The sequence below is a fragment of the Nonomuraea sp. NPDC000554 genome, from assembly GCF_040300065.1.
In the GTDB taxonomy this organism is placed as follows: Bacteria; Actinomycetota; Actinomycetes; order Streptosporangiales; family Streptosporangiaceae; genus Nonomuraea.
Map to the genome: position 1 here is coordinate 499,401 of NZ_JBEPDC010000001.1, position 22,003 is coordinate 521,403.

Consider the following 22,003-nt stretch of genomic DNA (forward strand, 5'->3'; position numbering starts at 1 on the left):
GCCGCGAGGCCGGCACGCTGCGGAGCCGCCGCGAGGCCCGCGCCGTCAAGCCTGCCTGTCCAGCCCCGCCGTCTAGGCTGGTGGGGCCGGGTCCGGCGGGGTCAGGTAGGCCGTCTGGATGAGACGGGCCCCCGAGCGCCGGTCCACATAGAAGCCGCGTCCCGGCGGCAGCTGCTGGGGCCGGACGTTGCCGAACAGCTGCCCCTCGTCCCTGGACCCCGACAGCATCACCGCGGGCGTGTTCATCTCCTTGAGCCGCCGCACCACCGGGTCGATCATGCTGCGGCCCGCGCCGCCCATGGCCCGCGCCAGGACGAGGTGCAACCCGATGTCGCGCGCCTGCGGCAGCAGATCCCCCAGCACGGCCAGCGGGTTCGCGGAGGTGGCCACCAGGTCGTAGTCGTCCACGATCACGTACAGGTCCTGCCCGGTCCACCAGCTCCTGGTGCGCAGCTGCTCGGACGTGAGGTCGGGCGGCGGCAGACGGGTCTGCATGACCTCGTGCACGCCCTTGAGGACGGTCGCCGCGGCGGTGCTGGAGGCGGCGTAGCCGATGCGGTGCTCGGTGTCGGCCGTGTCGAGGAGCGAGCGCCGGTAGTCGACGACGATGAGCCGCGCCTCCATCGGCGTGAACCGCGCCACGATGCCCTCGGCGACCATCCTGAGCAGGTTGGTCTTGCCGCTCTCGGTGTCGCCGAAGACGACGAAGTGCGCGTCGGCGTCGAAGTCCAGCGAGACGGGCGCGAGCGCCGCCTCGTCGATGCCGATGGGGATGCGCGGGCCGCTCTCGGCGGGCCCCGGCAGCGTGTGCACGGGGAAGCGGTCGGGCAGCAGCCGCACGGGCGGCGCGGGGTGCTCGTGCCAGGCGTCGGCGGCTGCCCGCACGAGGGCGGCCACCCCGTCGGCCAGGTCGTCCACGGTGTGCCGCCCGTCGCAGCGGGGCAGCGCGGCGAGGAAGTGCAGCCCCTCGCGGGTGAGCCCGCGCCCCGGAGCCCCCTCGGGGACGTTGGCCGCCGCCTTGCGGTCGATCTCCGACTCGAACGCGTCGCCGAGCCTGAGCTCCAGCCGGGTCGCGAACATGTCGCGGACGCTGGAGCGGAACTCCGACCACTTGTTGGCCGTGCCGATGACGTGGATCCCGAAGCCCAGTCCCCTGGCGACCAGCTCGCCGAGCGCCGGCTCCAGCGCCTCGAACTCCTGCCGGACGGTCGCCCACCCGTCCACGGCGAGGAACACGTCGCCCCAGCCGTCGCCCTTGTACTCGCCGGCGGCGACCATGCGGCGGTAGGTGGCGATGGAGTCGATGCCACGTTCGACGAACACCTGCTCGCGGCGCTGGAGCAGAGCGGTCAGCTCGGCGACGGTCCGCCGCACCCGGTTGGCGTCCAGCCTGGTGGCCACCCCACCGACGTGCGGCAGTCCGGCCAGCGCCGACAGCGTGCCGCCGCCGAAGTCCAGGCAGTAGAACTGCGCCTCTCTGGGCGTGTGGGTGAGCGCGATGGACGCGATCAGCGTACGCAGCAGCGTGCTCTTGCCGGTCTGCGGCGACCCGACGATCGCGGCGTGGCCCGCGGCCCCCGACAGGTCCAGCCAGTACGGGTCGCGCCGCTGGTCGAAGGGGCTGTCCACGACGCCGACCACGGCGTGCAGCCGTCCAGGACGGGCGGGGCCGCTGCCCGCGGCGGTCAGCCCGTGCGCGGGCGTGGTCTCGATCGGCGGCAGCAGCCGGTCGAGCGGGGCGGGCTCCCTGAGTGGCGGGAGCCAGATGCGGTGCGCGTCAGGGCCCTGCCCGGTCAGGCGGCTCACCACGATGTCCAGGAGGCTGTCCCGCAGCTCGCGGTCCTCGGCGGGCGGCTCGGGCTCGACCTGGGGAGGCGGCGGCAGCGGCACGCGTTCGCAGCCGTACCAGACGATCTTCCCCTGGTGCCCCGACCTGGTCGCGACGGCCTTGCTCTCCTGCCGGGCGACCTGGTAGGGGCCCGACACGTAGGCGGCCTTGAACCGGGTCATGCCGGTCGTCTCGAACATCAGGTAGGCGTTGCCCGGCTCGGGCGGCAGCGAGTAAGCGTCGGCGACGCCCAGCACGGCGCGGCTCTCGGCCGCCGAGAAGGTGCGCAGCCCGATCCGGTACGACAGGTGCGTGTCGAGGCCGCGCAGCCGTCCCGACTCCAGCCGCTGCGAGGCCAGCAGCAGGTGGACGCCGAGCGAGCGGCCGAGCCGTCCGATCATCACGAACAGCTCGATGAACTCCGGCTTGGCCGACAGCAGCTCGCTGAACTCGTCCAGCACGATGAACAGGGTCGGCAGCGGGCGCAGCGGCGCGCCCTGCTCGCGGGCCTGCTCGTAGTCGCGCAGCGAGGCGTAGTTGCCCGCGGCGCGCAGCAGCTCCTGGCGGCGTACCAGCTCGCCGTGGAGCGCGTCGTGCATGCGGTCGACCAGCGGCAGCTCGTCCTCCAGGTTGGTGATGACGGCGGAGACGTGCGGCAGCGTGTCGAGCCCGAGGAAGGTGGCGCCGCCCTTGAAGTCGACCAGCACGAAGTTCAGCACCTCGGACGAGTGCGTGATCGCGAGCGCCAGCACCAGCGTGCGCAGCAGCTCGCTCTTGCCGGAGCCCGTCGCACCCACGACCAGCCCGTGCGGGCCCATGCCGCCCTGCGCGGCCTCCTTGATGTCCAGCTCGACCGGACGGCCGTCGGCGCCGAGCCCGAGCGGCACCCGCAACCGGTTCCTGACCGGCCGGGCCTGCCAGGTGAGCGCGGGCGACAGCCGCCGCGCGTCGCCGATGCGCAGCAGGTCGGTGAGCGTGGTGTTGGTGGCGAAGACGTCGCGTTCCTCCTCCGCGCCGCCCCCGGTGCCGGCCCGCAGGGGGGCGAGCTGGCGGGTCAGCGCGGCGAACGCGGACGCGCCCAGCCGGTCGGGACGGCCGAGCCCGGTCCTGATCTGCTTGCCCAGCTCGTCCTCCACCACGCGGACGACCTCGTCCTCGGTCACCTCCAGGTGCAGGGTGAGCTGCGCGGGGACCTGCCCGGCCGACCCGCTCAGGTCGATCACGGTGACGCCCTCGATCGCGTCGGCGCCGAGCTGGCTGCCGGGCGGCACCTTGCCGCCGTCGACGATGACCAGGTGGTACGGCAGCGCGTCCGGGGAGAGGCCCCTGCTGAAGCGGGGCCGGTCCTTCAGCTCGAAGCCCAGCAGGTCGTCCAGCTCGCCGAGGTCGCCGGTGACCAGCCGGACCGGTCCGGCGCCGTCCTCCTCCGACGGGTGCAGGGCGTGCGGCAGCCACTTGACGCACTCCCAGGCGGGCCCGTCGGCGCATACCGAGATCCGCAGGTCCTCGGGCGAGTGCAGGGCCACCGCCTGGGCCAGCGCGGCGCGGACCAGGCCGCGCGCCGCCGCCGGGTCGCCGGTGAGCGCGATCCGGGCGAAGGAGTGCACGGCCAGCGCGACCGGCAGCCCCGGCACGGTGGCGTGGGTGCGGACGAAGCGGCGCAGCGCCCCGGCCGCCATCGGGTCCAGGTCCTCGATCGGCGCGCTCTCCGGCGGGATGAGCGGCAGGGCCAGCCGCTGCGCCGAGGTGGCGATGCGGAGCTGGCCGAAGTCGTCGTCGCGGGGCCGCCGCTCCCACAGCCGGGACGTCATCACCAGTGACCAGAGCGCGGCCGGTTCCGGATGGTTCCAGGTCATGGCCTGGCGCTGCTGCTCGGCGGCCCGGCGGACGCGCCTGCGGACCTGCTCCAGGTAGCGGTAGTAGTCGCGGCGCTGGCCGTTGATCCGGTTCTTGCGGTCGCCGGAGTTGCGCGCCAGCTGGCCCAAGGACATGCCGACCATCGAGAAGGCGAACAGCCCGCTGGACACCATCATGATCGGGTTGGCGGCGCCGCCGCCGGTGAACATGAGCGCCATCGCGCCCGCCCCGGCGATCATCGGCAGGTAGGTCAGCACCTGGGTGAGGCCCCCGCCCGAGACGGTCTCGGGGATCTCGGGCGGCGCTTCGAGCAGCACCTCGCCCGAGGGTTGCTCGGGCGGCCTGCGCCGCTCAGGCCGACGGACCATCACCGTGTTGCCGCTCACCGCTCGTATAAAAGCGCGTCATCGCACCTGTTAGGCGACATTTCAAATTTTCTCGAGATATTCGCACCCGCCATTCGGAGTCCCTAAACTCCTCCGCGTGAGCGCCACCGGAACCGACCTCTGCAAAGTGACGGTCGTCACGCCCCGGGGAACGCTCGATCTGGGGCTGCCCATGGACATGCCGCTCGCCGGCATGCTGCCGACGCTGCTACGCATCGCGGGCGAGGGGCTGGCCGAGGCGGGCCTGGCCCACGGCGGCTGGGTGCTCCAACGCGTAGGCAGCAGGCCGTTCGACCTGGACGCCTCCCTGTCGGAGCTGGCCGTCCACGACGGCGAGACGCTGCATCTGCGCCCGCGCGGGCACGAACTGCCCGAGGTGGCCTTCGACGACGTGGCCGACGCGGTCGCGACCGGCGTCACCGAGCGCACCAGCCGCTGGCAGCCCGCCGCCACCAGGGCCTACGGCCTGCGGGTCGCGGTCGTCGCGCTGGGCGCGGGCGCGCCGGCGCTGCTGCTGACCGGGCCGCCCTGGACTCCAGCGGCGCTGGTGGCGGGCGGGATCGCGCTGGTCGTCCTGCTGGCGGCGGTGGCGCTGTCGCGGGCGCTCGGCGACGCGGCCGCCGGGGCCACGCTCGGCTACGCGGCGCTGCCGTACGGGTTCGTCGCCGGCCTGCTGGGGCCCGCGTCCGCCACGTCGGGGCTGGACGGGCTGGGGGCCGCACACCTGCTGTCGGCATTCGGCGTGACGCTGATGCTGGCCACGGCGACCGGGTTCACGGTCGCGCACGGGCTGCCGTCCTTCGTCGGCGTGGCCGTCGCGGCGTTCTGCGAGCTGCTGGCGTCGTGCGCCGTCATGATCTTCGACGTGCCGGCGGCCGGGCCCGCCGCGGTGCTGGCCACCCTGGCCGTCGGCCTGACCACGGTGATCCCGTCGGTGTCGGTCCGGCTGGCCGGGCTGCCGCTGCCCGCGCTGCCGACGACGGCCGAGGAGCTGCGCCGCGAGAGCGGCGACCTGGACGGAAGGCTGGTCATCGACAGGACGGTGGTCGCCGACGGCTTCTGCACCGGCCTGATCGGCGGCGTGGCACTGATCGCGCTCGGCGCGCAGGCGCTGCTGGCCGCGCAGGGCACCTGGGCGGCGGTCGCGATGAGCCTGGCGATCTCGCTGGCGCTGCTGCTGCGGGCGCGCGTGTTCGAGGGCCGCGGGCAGCGGCTCTGGCTGCTGACGGCGGCCCTGCTCGGCGCGGCCCCGCTGGTCCCCGTTCTGGCGCTCGGGACGTCGCGGTCGGTGCTGCTGTTCGGGGTGGTGCCGGGGCTGGCAGTGCTCGGGCTGGCGGTGACCGGGGTGGCGCTCTGGCTGTCGGCCTCGCGTCCCACCCCGTTCTGGGGGCGGCTCGGCGACATCGTGGACATCGTGCTGATGATCGCCCTGATCCCGCTGGCCCTGGCCGTGCTGGACGTGTACGAGACGATCCGCGGCCTGGTGAGCTAGCCGTTCTCGGCGAGCACCTGCCGCACGGAACCCGTGATCGGGATGAGCTCGTCCCTGAGCACCTGGCGGACCCCACCGATGGCCCCTGGGGCTATGTAACGCGTGTCCGGCTTCACGCGGCTCACTATGTAATAGACCGGAGGAATTCGGGCGGCTCTTCACTTGATGGCCATTTATCTGCCACCAGCGATTCGGAAATTTCGCTAAATTAGGCCCGACAGAACGGATCGAGAGCCGGGGGTGTGGGGTTGCACAGCCAACGCGACCTCTATCAGGCGTACCGGCTCACCGTCCAGCGGATCGGTCTGGCCCTCATCCGCGCCCAGCCGAACCAGCCCGAGTGGCCGCTGCGGCGGCAGAACGTCGGCTTCCTCGCCGGGGCGATGGTCGCGGTGCTGCTGTGCGTCGGGTTCGCGGTGTTCGGGCTGCTCCGTCCGGGCGGCACCAAGTCGCTGGAGGACCCGGGGACGCTGATCATCGAACGGGAGACCGGCGCCCGCTACGTCTACAGCCAGCCGGAGCACCGGCTCGTGCCCGTCGCCAACTACGCCTCGGCCCGGCTGGTCCTCGACGCGCCGCAGGTCACCGAGCGGGTGGTCGCGCGGGAGGCGCTGAACGGCTACGAGCGCGGCGTGCCCGTCGGCATCCCTGACGCGCCCGACTCCCTGCCGCCTTCCGGGCAGCTCGCGGGCGGACCGTGGTCGGTGTGCGTCAGGGAACGCGACACCGACACGGGACGCGAGCCGTACGTGTCGCTGGTGGCCGGCCAGCGGGTCGGCGGGCAGCCGGTCGCCGACGGCAGCGCGATGCTCGTCGGCGTCGGCGGGCAGGCGTGGGCGATCTGGCACGGGGTGCGGATGCGCGTGCCCGCCGGGATCGCCCGCGGACTGACCGACGCCGACCCCGCGCCCGTCCCCGTGGCCTGGCTCAACGCGCTGCCGGAGGGACCCGACCTGGCCGCGCCGGCCGTCGCCGGGCGCGGCAGGCCGGTGGCGGGCCCCGGAGGCCGGGCCGCCGCCGTGGGCCAGGTGTTCAAGGCCGCCGCCGTCGCCGGAGGCGAGCCCCGCTGGTACGTCCTGCTGCCGGACGGGCTGGCCGCCATCACGCACGCGCAGGCCGTCCTGTTGCTGAGCGACCCCGCCAGCAGGGCCGCCTACGGCGGCGGGGCGGTCACCGAGGTCGAGATCGACGCGGCGACCGCCAACGCGGCGCCGCGCTCGCGCACCAGGATGGCGGCCGATGGGCTGCCGTCCGCGATGCCGAAGATGGCGGCCTACGACCGGGCGCGCCCGCTCTGCGCCGTCTACGCCGAGGCCGACAAGGGCTCGGCCCGCGCCCGCCTGGTGGTGGGCGGCGACCTGCCCGCACCGCGCGGCGACGGCGCCGACCTGGTGCGGCTGCCGCCGGGGCGGGCGATCGTGGCCGGGGTGCTGCCCGGCGACGGCCAGCTCAACGCCGTCCAGACGTACTACCTGGTGACCGGCGACGGTCGGCGCTACCCGGTGCCGAACGCGGACGTGCTGACCAAACTCGGCTACGACGCCGCCCGCGCGACCCCGGTGCCGGCGAACGTGCTCCAGCTCATCCCCGAAGGGCCGGCGCTCGACCCGGCCCGCGCCGCGAAGCCCGTTACGGCCGCGCCCCAGTAACGGCCGCCGTCCCGACGCTCTCGCGCGGCTCTGTGCCCCCCGCCACGATGACCGGCCGTCCCGAGGCGCGGTGATGGCCGCCGCCACCGTGACCCGCCGTCCCGAGGCGCGGGTCAGTAGCCGCGGTAGCCTCCGCCCGCCCTCACGCCGACGATTCCGGGGACGTTCGAGACCGACCCGTAGCGTCCGATCGCGTACCGCACCCCGGCGATGATGTTGTCGACCGGGTCGTAGATGTTGTCATGGCCCGGCAGCTTCCACCGGTTGAAGGTGGGGTCGATGGTCTGCATCAGCCCCTTGGAGGGCGTCCCCTTGGCGGCGTTGGAGTCCCAGTTGTTGATCGCGTGCGGGTTGCCACCCGACTCGTGTCTGATGATCGTCCAGATGTCGTTCGGGTTCATCTTGTCGAGCGGGTAGCCCTGCGTCTGGAGGATCCGGATGGCCTCCGCGATCCAGTCGGCCGCCTGCCCCTGCGGCACGGGTCCCGAGGGGGGCGGCCCGCTGGGGCCGTACCCGCCGAAACCGGGCGAGCCGCCGGAAGGCGCGCCGGCCCTCGCCAGCGTGGTGCCGTCCCCCTTGGCCGGCGTCCAGTTGAGCGAGTGCCCGGGCGCGGGCGCGAACGGCTGCGTGTCCGGCTCGCCCAGGTTCCTGAACGGCTCGGCCAGCTCGCCGATCGCGCTCCTGATGCCCTGGGCGGCCTGGCCCAGCGCGGTGTTCGCGGCGCTGACCTGCTGGTCCAGCGCGCCGCGGGCGTGGGCGAGCAGCGGTTGCGCGCCTTGCGCCAGCTGCTCGGGCGTGGCCTGCGGATTCCTGGCCTGGAAGTCGCGCACGGCGGCGGCGTAGTTCCGGCAGATCTCGGTGGCCTGCGACTCGGCGGTCCGTAGTGCCTCCGCGGCGGCGGCGAGCCGGCCGGCGCCCTGCTCGAAGGCGCGCTGGAGCGCGTCACCGCACCTGGTCGCCGTGTCCATGTACGAGACGAACGCGCCGGCGCTGGCACCCTGCCAGGCGGCGCCCACGTCGCCGACCGCGCCGCGCAGGGCCGCGGTCTGCTCCCTGCCCGTCGCGGCCGCGGTGCTCCAGGTGGTGGCGAGACGGCTGAGGGCGTCCGGGTCGCCGACGACCTTGGCCGCCTGGCCGGCCAGCTCGGGGCCGCCGGGCAGGCCGGCCAGTTCGGCGAGCACGCTCACCGGCGCACCGCGCCGCCGTCGGCGCCGGTGAAGGTGCGCTCCACGGCGTCCAGGGCCTGCTCGACCGCCTGCATGCGGCTGCCGAGCGTGCGCGCGTTCTCGCCGGCGACCCGTCTCAGCTCGGCCACCGCCGCCGCGAGCGCGGGGGCGTTGTCGAGGCCGCCGTACGCGGCGGTTCCCTCGTCGGAGCCCTGCGCCGCCAGCCCGGCGAACGCGCCTGACGCGCTCTTGGCCGCCGCCCCGCACCGGTCGAGGGCCTCACGGTGGAACTCCACTACTCCTCCTCAGCGCCGGAACAGCTCCAGCAGCGACTCCGCCCGGTCCGTGCGCGCGATCCACACCTCGCGCCCGCGCCGCTCCCGGCTGATCAGCCTGGCGGCGTGCAGCCGGTCGCAGTGGTAGGTGATGCCGCTGGGCGCGATCTTCATGTTCGACGCCAGCATGCTCATCGTCATCGGCTGGTTCAGCGAGCAGAGCAGGTCCCCGCGCACCGGGCCGACCAGGGCGGTCAGCTCGTCCGCGGCGGGCGCGATCGGGCGCCGCCACAGCGACTCGGCGCCCGGCACCGGGTAGGCGATCCACACGGCGTCGGGATGGTCGAGGCTGACGATGACCGCGTCCTTGCCGGAGAGCATCGGGACCAGCACGATGGGCCGGTCCCCCAGCTCGTAGACGCTGGACTCGAGGTCGGCGATGAGCAGGCCGTGCTCGCCGTACTGGATGCGCTCGTTGAGCGAGCCGAGCAGCAGTTCCGGCCCGCCGCGGACGCTGGCGACGCCGACCCGCTCGATCTCCCTGTCGAGCAGCGGGCGGGCCCGCTGCCAGAGCGGTTCGGTGGTGTTCCAGACGTCGGACAGGGCGCTGGCGTACCCGCGCAACCAGCCGACGGGGTTGTCGGCGGCGCCCCGCCAGTGGACCGGCAGCGGCCCTGAGCCGAACGCCTGCTCCAGGTCCTTGAGCAGCCAGTCGGGCGGGATGTCGCGCAGCATGCCGATGTGCGCCTGGACGGAGACGTCCTCCAGGGGCGCGCGTGGTGCCACGCTGTCGGGGACGACTGAGTGACCGGGTGCGGCGAGCGGCAGCACGGCTTCGCGTCCTGGTCTGCCCACTCTTGACTGCACGGCGCGCCGCCACAGTTCGGGTAGGCCGCGTTTACGTCCGGCCAGTGCGTCGGCGATCACCGCGACGGCGGTGAGACTCGGGGAAATCGACACGGATAGGTGCGGCGGGGAGGAGACTCGCAGCTCGCTCCACACCTTCATTCTGGATACCGGGGCCCCCACGGGTCGCAACTGTAATCAGAGATCGCATATCTCCATGGATGCTTCAAAGAAGCTGGAAATGGTGGAGACCGGCCCAGCGCCGTCCGGTCTCCACCGCCATCCATGGGTCAGGTGATACGAATACTCCGCATGATGTGCTCCGTTCGTGATCATTTTTCATCCCTTGCGGCAAGGGAGAACTTACGACCAGTCACTCACATCTGGCTTACAAGTCACTTAAAAGGGGAATCGCGGCGATTGTCAGATCATTGCTGTCTGTCCGAGAACCGGGCCAGCACCAGCGACTCGACCACGCCGACGGCCGCGTAGGCGAGGATCGACACGGCCGTGACGACGACGATGTCCGCCCAGACCTCGTCGTAGCGGAAGCCGCCGATGGCACGCAGGATCCCGGCCCCGATGCCCTGCCCGGTGGCCAGCCACTCGGCGATGAGCGCGCCGATGATCGAGGCGGGCACCGAGATCCTGGCCGACGCGAACACCGACGGCATCGCGGTCGGCACCGCGACCTTGCGCAGCACGGTGAACCTTCCGCCGCCGTAGGCCATGACCAGGTCGGTGGCCTGCGGGGACGCCGAACGCAGCCCGAAGGCGATGTTGACCAGCGCCGGGAAGAACACCACGATGCCGCCGATCACCGCCACGCCGACGAGGTCCCGGCCGAACACCAGCGTGATCAGCGGCGTCATCACCACGAGCGGCACAGACCGCAACAGCATCGCGACCGGCATGAACGTATGCTCGACCGTCCTGAGCAGGACGAACGTGATGGCGACGGCCATCGCCGCGACCATGCCGCTGGCGAAGCCGATGGCCGCGTCCCTGATCGTGACGCCGAGCGCGCCGAACACGGCGTCGCGGTGCGCGGCGGCCTCGGGCACGGTGAACAGGTAGTCCCAGACCTGGGGCGGACGCTTGCCGACGAGCGGGCTGATCCCGAACGCCTCCAGGAGCAGCCACCAGGCGGCGACCACGATGACCACCGAGGGCAGCAGCGGGCCGACGACCCGCAACACGGTACGGCCGATCACACGCTTCTCCCTGACGACCAAGGGGTCACCACGCGCGCGACCACGGCCACGAGCGCGTAGCCGAGGCCCGCGATCAGGCCCGCGACGAGCGCCAGCCCCCACGTCCTCGACACCTGGAACTGCTGCTGCGAGATCATCAGCGACACGCCGAGCCCCTGGTCGTTGCTGCCGAGGTACTCGCCGATGATGGCCCCGAGCAGCGCGGACGGGGCCGAGATCTTCAGCCCGGCGAACGTGCTCGGCAACGCCGAGATCACCTGGACGTGCCGGAGCTTGGCCAGCTTGCCGCCCCCGTACACCGTGATCACGTCCAGGCTGGCCCGGTCGGCGGAGCGCAGCCCGAGCAGGGCGCCGATCAGCGTGGTGAAGAAGACCGAGATCGCGGCCAGGAACACCACGGCGGCCTGCCCACCGAAGACGACCAGGATGATCGGGCCGATGGCCAGCAGCGGGATGCAGTAGCTGATCACCGCGAGCTGGGTGGCGACGGCCTCCAACCTCGGCACGAGCAGCACGACCACGGCCACCGCGAGCGCCAGCCCGTTGCCCCAGAGGAAGCCCTGCAGCGCCGCGCCCAGCGTGGCCGAGGCGTTCGGCCAGTAGAAGGCCCAGCCGTCGTGCGCCATGCCCGACAGCACCGCCCACGGGGTCGGCACCGCGCCGCCACCGGCGAAGACGGTCACCGCGAGCAGCCACCACAGCGCGACCAGCGCGACGACGCCGACCAGCCCCTGCAGCCGCCTCATGCGCCGTGCCCGAACAGCAGATCGCTGAGGTGGTCGTGGATCGCGTGGAACTCGGGGGTGCGCATCATCTCGGGGGTGCGCGGGCGCGGCAGGCCGATCTCCACCATCTCGACGACCCGGCCGGGGCGCGGGCTCATGACGGCGACGACGTCCGACAGGAAGATGGCCTCGCCGATGCCGTGGGTGACCATCAGCGTGGTGGCGGGCTTCTCCGTCCAGATGCGCAGCAGTTCCAGGTTCAGGCGCTGGCGGGTCATGTCGTCCAGCGCGCCGAACGGCTCGTCGAGCAGCAGCACGCTGGGCTTGACCACCAGCGCGCGGGCGATCGAGACGCGCTGGCGCATGCCGCCCGACAGCTCGGCGGGCCTGGCCTTCTCGAAGCCCTCCAGGCCGACCAGCTTGACCAGGTCCTCGATGACGCCGGGTTCCGGCTTGATCCCGGCGACCTCCAGCGGCAGCCGGATGTTGGCGGTCACGCTGCGCCAGGCCAGCAGGGCCGAGTCCTGGAAGGCGATGCCGAGGTGGTGGCTCCTGCGCAGTTCCTCCGGCGTCTCGCCGTTCACCCGGATCTCGCCCGTGGTGGGCTCCTCCAGCCCGGCGAGGATGCGCAGCACGGTCGACTTGCCGCAGCCTGACGGGCCGAGCAGCGACAGGAACGAGCCCTTGGGCGTCTGGAGGTCCACGCCGTCGATCGCGGTCAGCCCTTTGCTGAACGTCTTGCTCAGCCCGGTGATGCTGATGCCGCTCATGCGAGCTTGAGGCTCGGATCGGCCTTGTACACCTCGTCGATGATCGACAGGTCGAAGAGCTGTTCGGCCTTGATGGTCAGCCCGGCCTTGGCGAGGGAGGCGATGTTCTGCTCGATCAGCTGGGGGGTCATCGTGAACAGGCCGTTGGCCTTGGCGTCGGGGGTGACCACGAGCTCGTTCTGCATCTTGGCCTCCTCCGTCTGCTCCTTGACGTCGAGGTTCTGGTCCTTGCCGTAGGTGCCGGCGGCCAGCTCGGCCGACTTGGCCGGGTCGGCCACCGCGTCCTTCCAGCCCTTGATCTCGGCCGTCAGGAAGGCCTTGAGCTTGTCGCGCTCGCTGTCGATGGTCTGCTGCGCGACCGTGAACGTCTCGGCGACCAGCGGCAGGCCGTGGTCGGCGAAGAGCATGTGGGTCGCGTCGACGCCCTGCATCTTCAATCGCACGGGGCCGCTGGTGACGAAGCCGACGTAGCCGTCGAGCTGTCCGGACGTCAGCATCGACGGGTCGGACTGGAACGGCACCCTGGTCACGCTCGACGGGTCGATGCCGTTGGCCTTGAGCAGCGCGTTCCAGACCAGCTCGTTGGAGTCCTGGACGCCGATCTTCTTGCCCACCAGCGCCTTGGGGTCCTCGATCGGGTTCTTGCCGAGCGAGACGATGGCGAAGGGGTTCTTCTGGAACGTCGCGCCGACGATCTTGAGCTGGGCGCCCTGCAGGATGGCGGGCGCGGTGATGGTCGGCGCCGACAGGCCGATCCAGCAGCGCCCGGTGGCCAGGCCCGACTCGACCGAGGTGCCGGAACCGCCGCCCGACAGCAGCTCGACCTGGGAGAACCCGGCGGCCTTGAAGTAGCCCTTGCTGTCGGCGAAGTACTCGCCCGCGAACTCGACGTTCTTCTTCCAGGACAGCTGCAGCTTGACCGAGCCGTGCCCGCCTTCTCCGCCGCCGGCCCCGCTGGTCGTGCCGTTGTCGCCACAGGCGGCCAGGCCGAGCGCCAGTCCGGCCATACCTGTCGTCCGCAGGAACGCGCGACGGTCGAGGGTAGCCATAATTCTCCTTGAGCGGGCGGTGAAGATGCAGGTCAGGAGGGTATATATCGATTATTACCATCATGTGACGGAATTTCGGGCATCGCGGTGGAGGTGGGCCGCGCGACCCGGGCCGGGCGGCGAAAGCCCTGTACACGCTGGCGGGCCACCTGTAGGTAGCTACGAGAGCGCCCCACGAGGTCCGTAGGTCTCTCCAGCCGCAGGACGGAGCCGGTAACGTCGGGCCTGACATGAGACTTGACGGAATCCCGCTTTGGGACGGTACCGAACCCCGCGGCCCCGTGGACCTGTCCTGGGAGCCTGACGAGATCGTCGACGTCCGGCCCGCCGCCCAGCGCCACGACGAGCTGTGCGTCATCCCCGGCCTGGTCGACACGCACGTCCACCTCATCGGCGACGCCAGTCCGCGGCAGTCCGACTTCGCCACCTGGCCGCTCGTCACCACCCGCGACGAGCAGGTGCTGCACGGCGTCGCCCACGCCCAGCGCGCCATGCGCCACGGCGTGACCACCCTGCGCGACCTGGCCGGCGACGAGGCGCAGATCGCGCTGCGCCGGGCCTTCGACACGGGCGTGCTGCCCGGCCCGCGCATCCAGGTCCACGGCGTCGTCGGGATGACCGCCGGGCACAACGACCTGTTCGTGCCGCCCGCGTTCCCGATCCGCAAGCCCACCGCCGACGGCCCCGACGACTGCCGCAAGCTGGTGCGCACCTGGGCCAGGGCCGGGATGGACGGCATCAAGCTCACCACCAGCGGCGGCGTCCTGTCGATCGGCGACAAGAACGCCTGGCGCAACTACACCCGCGACGAGATCCGGGCCGTCGTGGACGAGGCGCACGCCCTCGGCATGCTGGTCGCCTCGCACGCCCACTCCGAGGAGGGCATCCGCGTCGCCGTCGAGGAGGGCGTCGACTCGATCGAGCACGGCACGCTGATGGCCCGGGACCTCGCCGAGACCCTCGCCGCCCGCCGCACCCCGGTCGCGCCCACCCTGCTGATCAACGAGGCGATCGCCGCCGGCCGGGTGCCGGTGACCGAGGAGGCCATGGCCAAGGCCGCCGAGCTGGTCGCCAGGCGCGACGTGCTGCTCGCCGAGGCGTACGCGCTGGGCGTCCGGTTCGTGCTGGGCACCGACGCCAACGGGCACCACGTCCAGTTCGGCGACCAGCTCGCGGAGGTCGTCCACATGACCCGGGTGCTGGGCATGGACGCCGAGACGGCGCTGCGCGCGGCCACGTCCGACGCCGCCGACTCGATCGGCATGCCGGTGGGCCGCATCGCCCCTGGTCTCGGAGCCGACCTGGTCGTGCTGCGCGGCCGTCCGTGGGAGCGGATCGAGGATCTGGCGACCGAGAACGTCGTCGCCGTGGTGTCACGGGGCCGGCTGGTCGCCGGGCGGCTGCCCTGACCTGAGCGCGAGGTACAGGTCCGTGCGGTCGCGCATGGACGACATGCGCCGGCCGGTCAGCTCCTCGATCCGCTGCATCCGGTAGCGCAACGTGTTGACGTGCACGTACAGCTCGTCGGCCGTGCGCTGCCAGGAGCCGCACGTCTCCAGGAAGACGTCCAGGGTGCGCAGCAGCTCCGAGCCGTGCCTGGCGTCGTACTCCTCGACGGGCCCGAGCAGGTGCTCCCTGAACGACCTGCGCACGCTCGCGGGCAGCGAGGCCAGCAGCAGCTCGTGGGTGTCGACGTCGGCCGCGGACATGATCGACACGGGGCCCGCGCCGTCGCCGGCCGCCTCGACGCCGCGCCGCGCGGTCTCCAGCGCCTCGGCCAGCCGCGACACGCTGGACGCCGCCTCGCTGATCCCCGCCGCGATCCGCAGCCCCGGCCTGGCCGCCGCCAAGCCGCGCAGCTCCTCACTCAGGCTCTTGCGCGTGGTCTTCCCGTTGACCAGCACGACCGCCTCGCCCGGCAGCCCGCCGACGATCAGGTGCCGCCCCTTCCTGGCCAGCCCCTCGTGCAGGACGGCGGGCAGGTCGTGGCCGTCAGACCCGCCTGTCAGCCGCACCACCAGGGCCGTCGTCGGCAGCCCCGGGTCGGCCCCCAGCAGCCGCAGATGGGCCGACACCTCTCCTGGCGGGATCTGCTGCGTGCCCAGCACGTCCAGCAGCGTCTGCGCCCTGGCCCGCTCGGCCCTGCGCTGCTCGACGGCGAACGACTCCTCCGCGACCGCCTCGGTGATGGCGCCGAACGACTGGTCGGGCGCGGCCAGGATCAGCGGGAGGTTGCGCCGCTCGCACGCCTCGACCAGGGCGGAAGGCAGCTCGCCGAGCACGACCAGCCCGACGACCAGGCCGGCCACGTCGGCCGCCCAGAGCGCGTCGGCGAAGGAGTCGCAGTCGGACGGCCGCCGATACCAGACGCCGCTGGTCAGCACGAGATCACCGGCACGCAGGTAGCGGCGCGGATCGGGCAGGTCGGTAGGGTAGGCGCGGCACACCTCGCGGCCCAGGTGGCCGTGGCCCGTGACCGGCGTCAGATGCAGGTCGTCGCGCGCCAGCAGATCCGCCAGTCTCAAGAGCGCCACCTCCCGAAATCTGATGTTATGCCAGCTCATGCGGTGATAGTTCGGAGGTTCGCACGATACCGTGAGCCGCGGCCGTCCGGTTTACTCGACGCCATGCGCCCCAAAGCGGAACTCCACCTGCACATCGAAGGCACCCTCGAACCCGAGCTCGTCGTCGAGCTGGCCCGGCGCAACCGGATCGAACTGCCGACCTTCGACGTGGAGGCCATCAGGGCCCGCTACGACTTCACCAACCTCCAGTCGTTCCTCGACATCTACTACGAGAACATGGCGGTGCTCAGGACCGAGCAGGACTTCTACGACCTCGCCACCGCCTACCTGAAGCGGGCCGGGGTCCAGCACGCCGAGATCTTCTTCGACCCGCAGGCCCACCTGATCAGGGGCGTGCCGCTGGAGGTGGTGTTCGGCGGGCTGACGGCGGCGCTGCGCGACAGCGACGTGTCGGCCGAGCTGATCCTGTGCTTCCTGCGCGACCGCGGGGCCGAGGAGGCCGAGCAGGTGCTGCGGGCGGCGCTGCCGTACCGGGACCAGTTCATCGGCGTCGGGCTCGACTCGGCCGAGGTGGGCTACCCGCCGTCGCTGTTCAGGCGGGTCTTCGAGATCGCCGCCGCCGAAGGGCTGCACCGGGTGGCGCACGCGGGCGAGGAGGGCGGCCCCGACTACGTGTGGGAGGCGCTGGACATCCTGCGGGTCGAGCGGGTGGACCACGGCATCCGGGCCATGGAGGACCCGCAGCTCGTGGCCCGGCTGCGCGAGGAGCGCATCCCGCTGACGGTGTGCCCGCTGTCGAACGTGCGGCTGCGCGCCGTGCCGTCGCTGCGCGACCACATCCTGCCCGCCATGCTGGACGAGGGCCTGCTCGTCACGGTCAACTCCGACGACCCTGCCTACTTCGGCGGCTACGTCGAGGACAACTACCGCGCCCTCCGCGACGAGCTGGGCATGACCGAGGACCAGCTCGACCAGCTCGCCCGCAACTCCTTCGAAGCCGCCTTCAAAGCCCGACACAGCGCCTGACGGCGCGGACCCACCGCGAGTTGCCTTGACACTGGCGACAAGGTTCTAACGTGGCCGCGGTGGACAGGAGGCGATCGCGCATCCGCCGATTGAAGGAGTGACGGTGAAGTTCGGGATCAGCTACAACACGGCCTACTACGGCGTCGACCCTGAAATGATCACGGCCTACGCCCGGCACGCCGAGGACTGCGGCTTCGAGTCGCTGTACCTGCCGGAGCACATCGCGCTGTACCCCGGTGCCATGGTCGGCCCCTTCGAGCTCCCGCCGTCGCTGCCGTACGGCGATCCGCTCGACTGCCTGAGCTTCGTCGCCGCGGCCACGCAGCGGATCCTGCTCGGGACGGGAGTGCTGCTCCTGCCGTACCACCACCCGGTGGTCCTGGCCAAACGCCTGGCGACCATCGACGTGCTGTCCAAGGGCCGGATGCGGCTGCTGACCGTGGGGCTCGGCTCCCTACCGGGCGAGGCCAAGGCGACGGGGGTCGACTTCGGCACCCGCGGCCGCCGCGCCGACGAGGCGATCGACGTGCTGCGGCTGCTCTGGGCCGGCGGCGAGGAGGGTGTCAGCCACGACGGTGAGTTCTTCGCCTTCGACGACCTGTGCCAGTTCCCGAAGCCCTACGGGGTCACGCATCTGCCGATCCACATCGGCGGGTCGAGCAGGGCGGCCGCGCGCCGCGCCGGGCGACGCGGCGACGGCTACTTCCCCGGCGGCAGGCTCGACCTCGAAGAGCGCGCCATCCAGATGGGCCTCGCCCGCTCGGCCGCCGTCGAGGCCGGACGCGATCCGGACGCGCTGGAGTACACCCGATGGGGTTCGACCGACATGTCCGCCGAACAGGTCGAGGCGTTCGCCGAGCAGGGCGTGACCCGCATCGTCGTGAACCTCAGCGCCGCCGAACCGGAGCAGCAACGCGAGGAGATGTCCGCGTTCGCCCAGCGCTTCGCCCTCCTTCCGGAGTAGCCCGCCCGGCCGTCGGCAGTTACCGGATCGACGTTCCGAGACGGGCCACTAGCGCGAAGACCGCCGGGCAGTGGTCACGCCAGATCGAGCAGCTGCTCGTAGAAGCCGCCGAAGCCGCGAGCGCGGTCCACGAAGTGCAGCTCCAGAATCCAGTGACAGGTCCTCCCCGCACGGTCAGTGCGCCGCAGCGGGGTGTCGTTCTCCGGGGTGATGTAGGACTCCGCCTTCGCGCCGTCGTTCACCTCGTGCGGAAACTCCCCCACGAGATGCCCGGCGTGCCAGATGCCGATCTCCCAGCCGGCTTCGCCCGCCAGCCGTTCCACCTCGGTGTACAGCTGCCGGCCGGTGATATCCGGATCGGCCGCGAACGCCGCACGTCCGGCGTCGAAGACGCGCGGCAGGTCGTGCAGCAGCCGGTGCTTGTCCGGGTCGTCGCCGAAGACGTACGTGCGGCCGAAGTCGGCTTCGTACTCCTCGAAGATCGGACCGAAGTCGGCAAAGGCGACGTCGTCCTCGCCGATGATGCGGTCAGGCGGGTTGTCCCGGTACGGGAGCAAGGTGTTGGGGCCGGAGCGGATGATCCGCTTGTGCCAGTGCTTGGTCGTGCCGAACATGTCGTTGGCCAGGTCCCGGATGCGATCGCTCACCTCCCGCTCCCCGACTCCAGGTGCGACCAGTCCGCGTGCCTCCACTTCGCCGAACAAGGCGATGGCCTTCTCCTGCGCCGCCACCAGGCCCGCGACCCGCCGAGCCTCCTCCGGCCCGGAATGATCAGACGTCATGCGTGTCCCCTGTGTTCTTCATGTCGTGGTGCCCCCTGCCGACGCGAGCGACTCAGCCGGCCCGGAGATCGAACGCCAAGCAGTCTCCCAGACGCCTGCGGCTGGGATGAGGTGAGGTCGGTCGCGTGACGGGCCCCTAGCTCCCGCCGTCCCCGCGCAGGGCAGGCGGCGGGACGGGGATGGCGGGGAAGGGGTTGTCCGGCAGCAGGATGACCCGGCGGGCCTGGTCGGGCTGCATCGCCGCGTCCAGGTGCAGCAGGGCCGCGCCGATACCCGCCGCGCCCACCATGTACCCGGTGTCGGCCGACACCTCCCCCGGACGCAGCCGCCGGTACGCCTGGTACCAGCGGAACCCTCTGCCGTCGTGGTCGGTGGCCCGGCCGATGAGGTGGTCGGCGAGCGTGCGGGCGTGGTCGAGGTAGGACCGCCACCCGGTCGCCGCCCACAGCCCCACGAACAGTTCGAGCAGCCCGGCGGTGCCGCAGCACTGGCACGACACGTTCCAGTATCCGGACGTCTGCCGGTGCGGCGCCCCGCTGCGGACGATGCCGTGCGCGAGCCGTACGGCCCAGTCGAGGTCCTCGACGTCGCCGGTGACGCGGTACAGCTCGTAGAACGTCCGGGCGACGCCCGCGGAGCCGGAGCAGAAGCCCAGGTAGTGCAGTTCCCTGCCGTGCGGCAGGTGGTGGGGCACGGCCGCGCACCTGTCGGTGATGACGCTGACCGTCCTGATGAAGTCGGCGCCCCGGTGTGCCGCTTCGAGGAACGCGTGGTCGCCGGTGACGCCGTACAGGCGGGCGAGGAGGTAGGCGGTGCCGGCCGTCCCGGACAGGAAGCCTGGGGTGACGGCGTCGACGGGCAGGTCGGCGCAGTCGCCGAAGCGGTGGCCTGGCACGGAGAGCCCGGCGATGCGGGCGCCCGCTTCGACGGCCACGTCCTCGTAGGCGGGCGTGCCGAGCATGGCGGCGGCGTGCAGGAGGCCGAGCACCACGCCGCCGTCGCCGCGCTGGGCGTGCTCGCGTGACCAGCCGAGGCCGCCGTCGTCGAGGCGGCGCGCGGATCTGACGATCCGGTCGGCGGCGCCCGCGGCGGCTTCGTCGAAGCGGCTGTCGCCGAGCACCCAGCCCGCGTGGGTGAGGGCGACGGCGATCCCGGCCAGGCCGTGGTAGAGGGTGACGTCGGTGACGTCCTGCCAGGTGGCGGCGAGGTAGCGGGCGCCGGCGCGGGCGTCTTCGAGGTACGCCTCGTGGCCGGTCGCGGCGGCCAGTTCCAGGAAGAACAGCACGATGCCGGGCGCGCCCGCGTAGAGGGACGCGGGTTCCGGTGCGACGGCCGATCTGCCCCGGACGTCGGGGTTGGCCCGCCAGTGGCGGCCGTGCTCGTCGTCCACGGCGGCCGAGCGGATCCACCGACCCGCCATGATCGCGGCGGTCAGCGGTGTCTCGGCGCGTTCGCTCGATGAGCGCGTGCGATCCAGGCTCATACCTCAGTATCCCATATATCTGGTAGGGAATTGAGGTTAACCTGAAAGGCATGCCTTTACCGAACTTCTTGGTGATCGGCGCACCCAAGGCCGGGACCACCGCCCTGCACTCAGCCCTCCGCGCCCATCCGGCCCTCTACCTGTCGCCGGTGAAGGAGCCCAAGTACTTCCTCACGGACGGCCCACCCCCGGCAAGGGGCGGCCCGGGCGACGCCCGCACGTTCCGCGAGTGGATCTGGCGGCGCGCGGACTACGAGGCCCTGTTCGCCGCCGCCCCCGCCGGGACGCTGTGCGGTGAGTCCACCCCGTTCTACCTCTACGACCGCGCCGCGCACCACCGGATCAGGAAGACCCTCCCGCAGGCCAGGCTCATCGTGATCCTGCGCGACCCCGTCGAGCGGGCCCACTCCAACTGGACGCACCTGTGGTCGGCCGGGCTCGAACCGATCGACGACATCGTCCAGGCCTGCGCCGCGGAGGAGCAGCGGATCGCCGCCGGCTGGGACCACTTCTGGCACTACACCGCCCTCGGCCGGTACGGCGAGCAGCTGGCGAGCCTGTTCACGCTCTTCCCCCGCGAGCAGGTGCTGATCTTCCGGTACCGCGACCTCGTCGACAGGCCCGCCGGGACGCTCGACCGCATCTGCGCCTTCCTCGGCGTGGAACAGGGCCTGCTCGCCGAGGCCCCACGGGAGAACGTGACCGCGCATCCGGACCCCGGCCAGCGGCACCGGATGCTCGCCACGTTCCGCCGCTTCCTGCCCGGCGCGCTGGGCGAGCCGATCGAGCGCCTGCTCCAGCGCCGGGGACGGTCGCGACGTCCTCTCACCTGGGAGCAGCGGCAGCAGCTCATCCCGTACTTCGCGGCCGACGTCGAGCTGTTGCGGAAGGTCACCGGCGACGACTACTCCGACTGGCTCCGCCCCAGGGAGCGCTCGGGCGGGCTGATCGGCGCCCGCCCGCCGGGCCAGCGCCAGGCCAGGAACGGCCGTTTCGCCGACTCGTGACCGTCAGCGGAGTTCGGTGCGGAGTTCGTGGGCGCCGTCGGCACGGGTGTACTCGTAGTAGAGGCGCACCCGCCCGCCGGGCAGGTCCACCAGGTCCAGGTAGCGCAGCCCGCCGCCGCGGTGCGGGGAGGACGCGGCGGGCGCGGCGCCCACCGGGGTCAGCGCGGCAGGATCCGTGCCCACCGCGAGGCCCGTGCGCTCCTCATAGTTCTCCCCGGCGCCGGCCCGCCCGTCGTAGTACGCGAGGACGCGGTCGCCGTCGAAGCGCACGGCGGTGATCCGGGCCCCGCGGGAGTCCCAGGCGCCGGGGCGGCCGGTCAGCGCCGTGCCGTGCCAGGTCCAGTCGAGACCGTCCGCGCTGGTCGCGTAGTCGCTGACCATGCGGTCGGTCTCGTCGGGGTCCTGCAGCGGGTGGCAGCACGCCCACAGGTGCCACCTGCCGCCCTTCCGGACGATCACCGGGTCCTTCACCCCGGTCTTGGGGTCGCCGGGCAGGACGGTCCGGCGCTCGCGCGGGTCGAACGCGGCCGGGTCGTCGGCTTCCAGGACCTCCACGCGCCAGTGCTTGGTGTCGCGGGTGGCGCAGCTCAGGTAGAGCCGCCAGCGCCCCTCGGGCGTACGCATCAGGGCCGGACGTTCGAGGGAGTCGGTGTCCATCTCGTCCTGGGTGATCGTCGTCAGCGTCTCGAACCGCTCGCCGTCCGCGGAGACGGCGACCACGATCGCGTAGCCGCGCCCCTCCCCCACGGGACGCCGCAGGCGGTAGGCGAGGTAGATGCGGCCGTCAGCCGCGACCGCGCTGGGCGCGCCCGCCCAGTGTCCCTCTCCCGCGACGGGCGGGACCACCGCGACCACCGAGCGGCCAGGCTCTGGAAGCACATCGATCGACATGGGGACGAGGGTAGGAGCCGGCTGGCGCGCACTCATGGAGATTCACCGATCCTTGGCTGGCATCATAG

General features: G+C 72.2%; 18 protein-coding genes. 6 read left to right on the forward strand and 12 right to left on the reverse strand.

Going from position 1 to position 22,003, the window contains the following annotated elements; translation table 11 throughout:
- Positions 1–72 precede the first annotated feature (72 nt).
- The gene (gene eccCa, locus ABT294_RS02585; protein WP_350803018.1) at positions 73–4,071 is read right to left on the reverse strand and encodes a type VII secretion protein EccCa; all 3,999 of its coding nucleotides are present in this window, start codon (positions 4,069–4,071) and stop codon (positions 73–75) included.
- A gap of 97 nt (positions 4,072–4,168) precedes the next feature.
- Between eccCa and eccD the strand changes: the two genes are divergently transcribed.
- The gene (gene eccD / locus ABT294_RS02590) at positions 4,169–5,563 is read left to right on the forward strand and encodes a type VII secretion integral membrane protein EccD (protein ID WP_350803019.1); all 1,395 of its coding nucleotides are present in this window, start codon (positions 4,169–4,171) and stop codon (positions 5,561–5,563) included.
- A 248-nt stretch (positions 5,564–5,811) separates the two neighbouring features.
- Positions 5,812–7,212: a type VII secretion protein EccB gene (gene eccB / locus ABT294_RS02595; RefSeq protein ID WP_350803020.1), complete on the forward strand. Its 1,401-nt coding sequence runs from the start codon at positions 5,812–5,814 to the stop codon at positions 7,210–7,212.
- 113 nt (positions 7,213–7,325) lie between these two features.
- On the opposite strand, the gene ABT294_RS02600 is transcribed toward eccB, so the two are convergent.
- The 7 genes from ABT294_RS02600 to ABT294_RS02630 all read right to left on the reverse strand — a co-directional run bounded on the left by ABT294_RS02600 (position 7,326) and on the right by ABT294_RS02630 (position 13,257).
- The gene (locus ABT294_RS02600; RefSeq protein ID WP_350803021.1) at positions 7,326–8,399 is read right to left on the reverse strand and encodes a transglycosylase SLT domain-containing protein; all 1,074 of its coding nucleotides are present in this window, start codon (positions 8,397–8,399) and stop codon (positions 7,326–7,328) included.
- Positions 8,396–8,674, reverse strand: coding sequence for a hypothetical protein (locus tag ABT294_RS02605; protein ID WP_350803024.1), 279 nt, complete (start codon positions 8,672–8,674; stop codon positions 8,396–8,398). Before ABT294_RS02605 ends, ABT294_RS02600 begins: the two co-directional genes overlap by 4 nt.
- Positions 8,675–8,683: 9 nt before the next feature.
- The gene (locus tag ABT294_RS02610) at positions 8,684–9,613 is read right to left on the reverse strand and encodes an ArsR/SmtB family transcription factor (protein WP_350803025.1); all 930 of its coding nucleotides are present in this window, start codon (positions 9,611–9,613) and stop codon (positions 8,684–8,686) included.
- Positions 9,614–9,927: 314 nt separating this feature from the next.
- Positions 9,928–10,713 (reverse strand): ABC transporter permease, encoded by a 786-nt coding sequence (locus ABT294_RS02615; RefSeq protein ID WP_350803026.1) that lies wholly within the window; start codon positions 10,711–10,713, stop codon positions 9,928–9,930.
- Entirely contained in the window at positions 10,710–11,459 is a 750-nt protein-coding gene (locus tag ABT294_RS02620) for an ABC transporter permease (protein WP_350803027.1), read from the reverse strand. Before ABT294_RS02620 ends, ABT294_RS02615 begins: the two co-directional genes overlap by 4 nt.
- A complete protein-coding gene (locus ABT294_RS02625) occupies positions 11,456–12,208 on the reverse strand; it encodes an ABC transporter ATP-binding protein (RefSeq protein WP_350803028.1) in 753 nt (250 codons plus the stop codon). The genes ABT294_RS02620 and ABT294_RS02625 overlap by 4 nt, the downstream gene beginning before the upstream one ends.
- Entirely contained in the window at positions 12,205–13,257 is a 1,053-nt protein-coding gene (locus tag ABT294_RS02630; RefSeq protein ID WP_350803029.1) for an ABC transporter substrate-binding protein, read from the reverse strand. The genes ABT294_RS02625 and ABT294_RS02630 overlap by 4 nt, the downstream gene beginning before the upstream one ends.
- Positions 13,258–13,487: 230 nt before the next feature.
- On the opposite strand from ABT294_RS02630, the gene ABT294_RS02635 reads away from it, so the two are divergent.
- Positions 13,488–14,666 carry a metal-dependent hydrolase family protein gene (locus ABT294_RS02635; protein ID WP_350803030.1) on the forward strand — a complete coding sequence of 393 codons (1,179 nt, stop codon included), beginning with the start codon at positions 13,488–13,490 and terminating at the stop codon, positions 14,664–14,666.
- On the opposite strand, the gene ABT294_RS02640 is transcribed toward ABT294_RS02635, so the two are convergent.
- Positions 14,631–15,782, reverse strand: coding sequence for a PucR family transcriptional regulator (locus tag ABT294_RS02640; RefSeq protein ID WP_350803031.1), 1,152 nt, complete (start codon positions 15,780–15,782; stop codon positions 14,631–14,633). The genes ABT294_RS02635 and ABT294_RS02640 overlap by 36 nt on opposite strands.
- Before the next feature lie 102 nt (positions 15,783–15,884).
- On the opposite strand from ABT294_RS02640, the gene ABT294_RS02645 reads away from it, so the two are divergent.
- Positions 15,885–16,808 (forward strand): adenosine deaminase, encoded by a 924-nt coding sequence (locus ABT294_RS02645; RefSeq protein WP_350803032.1) that lies wholly within the window; start codon positions 15,885–15,887, stop codon positions 16,806–16,808.
- Between the two features lie 103 nt (positions 16,809–16,911).
- Positions 16,912–17,772 carry an LLM class F420-dependent oxidoreductase gene (locus ABT294_RS02650; protein ID WP_350803033.1) on the forward strand — a complete coding sequence of 287 codons (861 nt, stop codon included), beginning with the start codon at positions 16,912–16,914 and terminating at the stop codon, positions 17,770–17,772.
- 74 nt (positions 17,773–17,846) lie between these two features.
- On the opposite strand, the gene ABT294_RS02655 is transcribed toward ABT294_RS02650, so the two are convergent.
- Positions 17,847–18,554 (reverse strand): M24 family metallopeptidase, encoded by a 708-nt coding sequence (locus tag ABT294_RS02655; RefSeq protein WP_350803034.1) that lies wholly within the window; start codon positions 18,552–18,554, stop codon positions 17,847–17,849.
- Between the two features lie 136 nt (positions 18,555–18,690).
- Positions 18,691–20,037 carry a lanthionine synthetase LanC family protein gene (locus tag ABT294_RS02660; protein WP_350803035.1) on the reverse strand — a complete coding sequence of 449 codons (1,347 nt, stop codon included), beginning with the start codon at positions 20,035–20,037 and terminating at the stop codon, positions 18,691–18,693.
- 50 nt (positions 20,038–20,087) lie between these two features.
- Here ABT294_RS02660 and ABT294_RS02665 point away from each other — a divergent pair, with 50 nt between their 5' ends.
- Positions 20,088–21,044, forward strand: a complete 957-nt coding sequence (locus ABT294_RS02665) for a sulfotransferase family protein (protein WP_350803036.1) — start codon at positions 20,088–20,090, stop codon at positions 21,042–21,044.
- A 3-nt stretch (positions 21,045–21,047) separates the two neighbouring features.
- On the opposite strand, the gene ABT294_RS02670 is transcribed toward ABT294_RS02665, so the two are convergent.
- Positions 21,048–21,935 carry a glycoside hydrolase family protein gene (locus tag ABT294_RS02670; protein WP_350803037.1) on the reverse strand — a complete coding sequence of 296 codons (888 nt, stop codon included), beginning with the start codon at positions 21,933–21,935 and terminating at the stop codon, positions 21,048–21,050.
- Positions 21,936–22,003: the final 68 nt, after the last annotated feature.

Coding starts and splice junctions, on each gene's coding strand:
- ABT294_RS02635 (WP_350803030.1), top strand. CDS start 13,488: ATGAGACTTGACGGAATCCCGCTTTGGGACGGTACCGAACCCCGCGGC.
- ABT294_RS02665 (WP_350803036.1), top strand. CDS start 20,088: ATGCCTTTACCGAACTTCTTGGTGATCGGCGCACCCAAGGCCGGGACC.
- ABT294_RS02660 (WP_350803035.1), bottom strand. CDS start 20,037: ATGAGCCTGGATCGCACGCGCTCATCGAGCGAACGCGCCGAGACACCG.
- ABT294_RS02630 (WP_350803029.1), bottom strand. CDS start 13,257: ATGGCTACCCTCGACCGTCGCGCGTTCCTGCGGACGACAGGTATGGCC.
- ABT294_RS02645 (WP_350803032.1), top strand. CDS start 15,885: ATGCGCCCCAAAGCGGAACTCCACCTGCACATCGAAGGCACCCTCGAA.
- ABT294_RS02655 (WP_350803034.1), bottom strand. CDS start 18,554: ATGACGTCTGATCATTCCGGGCCGGAGGAGGCTCGGCGGGTCGCGGGC.
- ABT294_RS02625 (WP_350803028.1), bottom strand. CDS start 12,208: ATGAGCGGCATCAGCATCACCGGGCTGAGCAAGACGTTCAGCAAAGGG.
- ABT294_RS02620 (WP_350803027.1), bottom strand. CDS start 11,459: ATGAGGCGGCTGCAGGGGCTGGTCGGCGTCGTCGCGCTGGTCGCGCTG.
- ABT294_RS02670 (WP_350803037.1), bottom strand. CDS start 21,935: ATGTCGATCGATGTGCTTCCAGAGCCTGGCCGCTCGGTGGTCGCGGTG.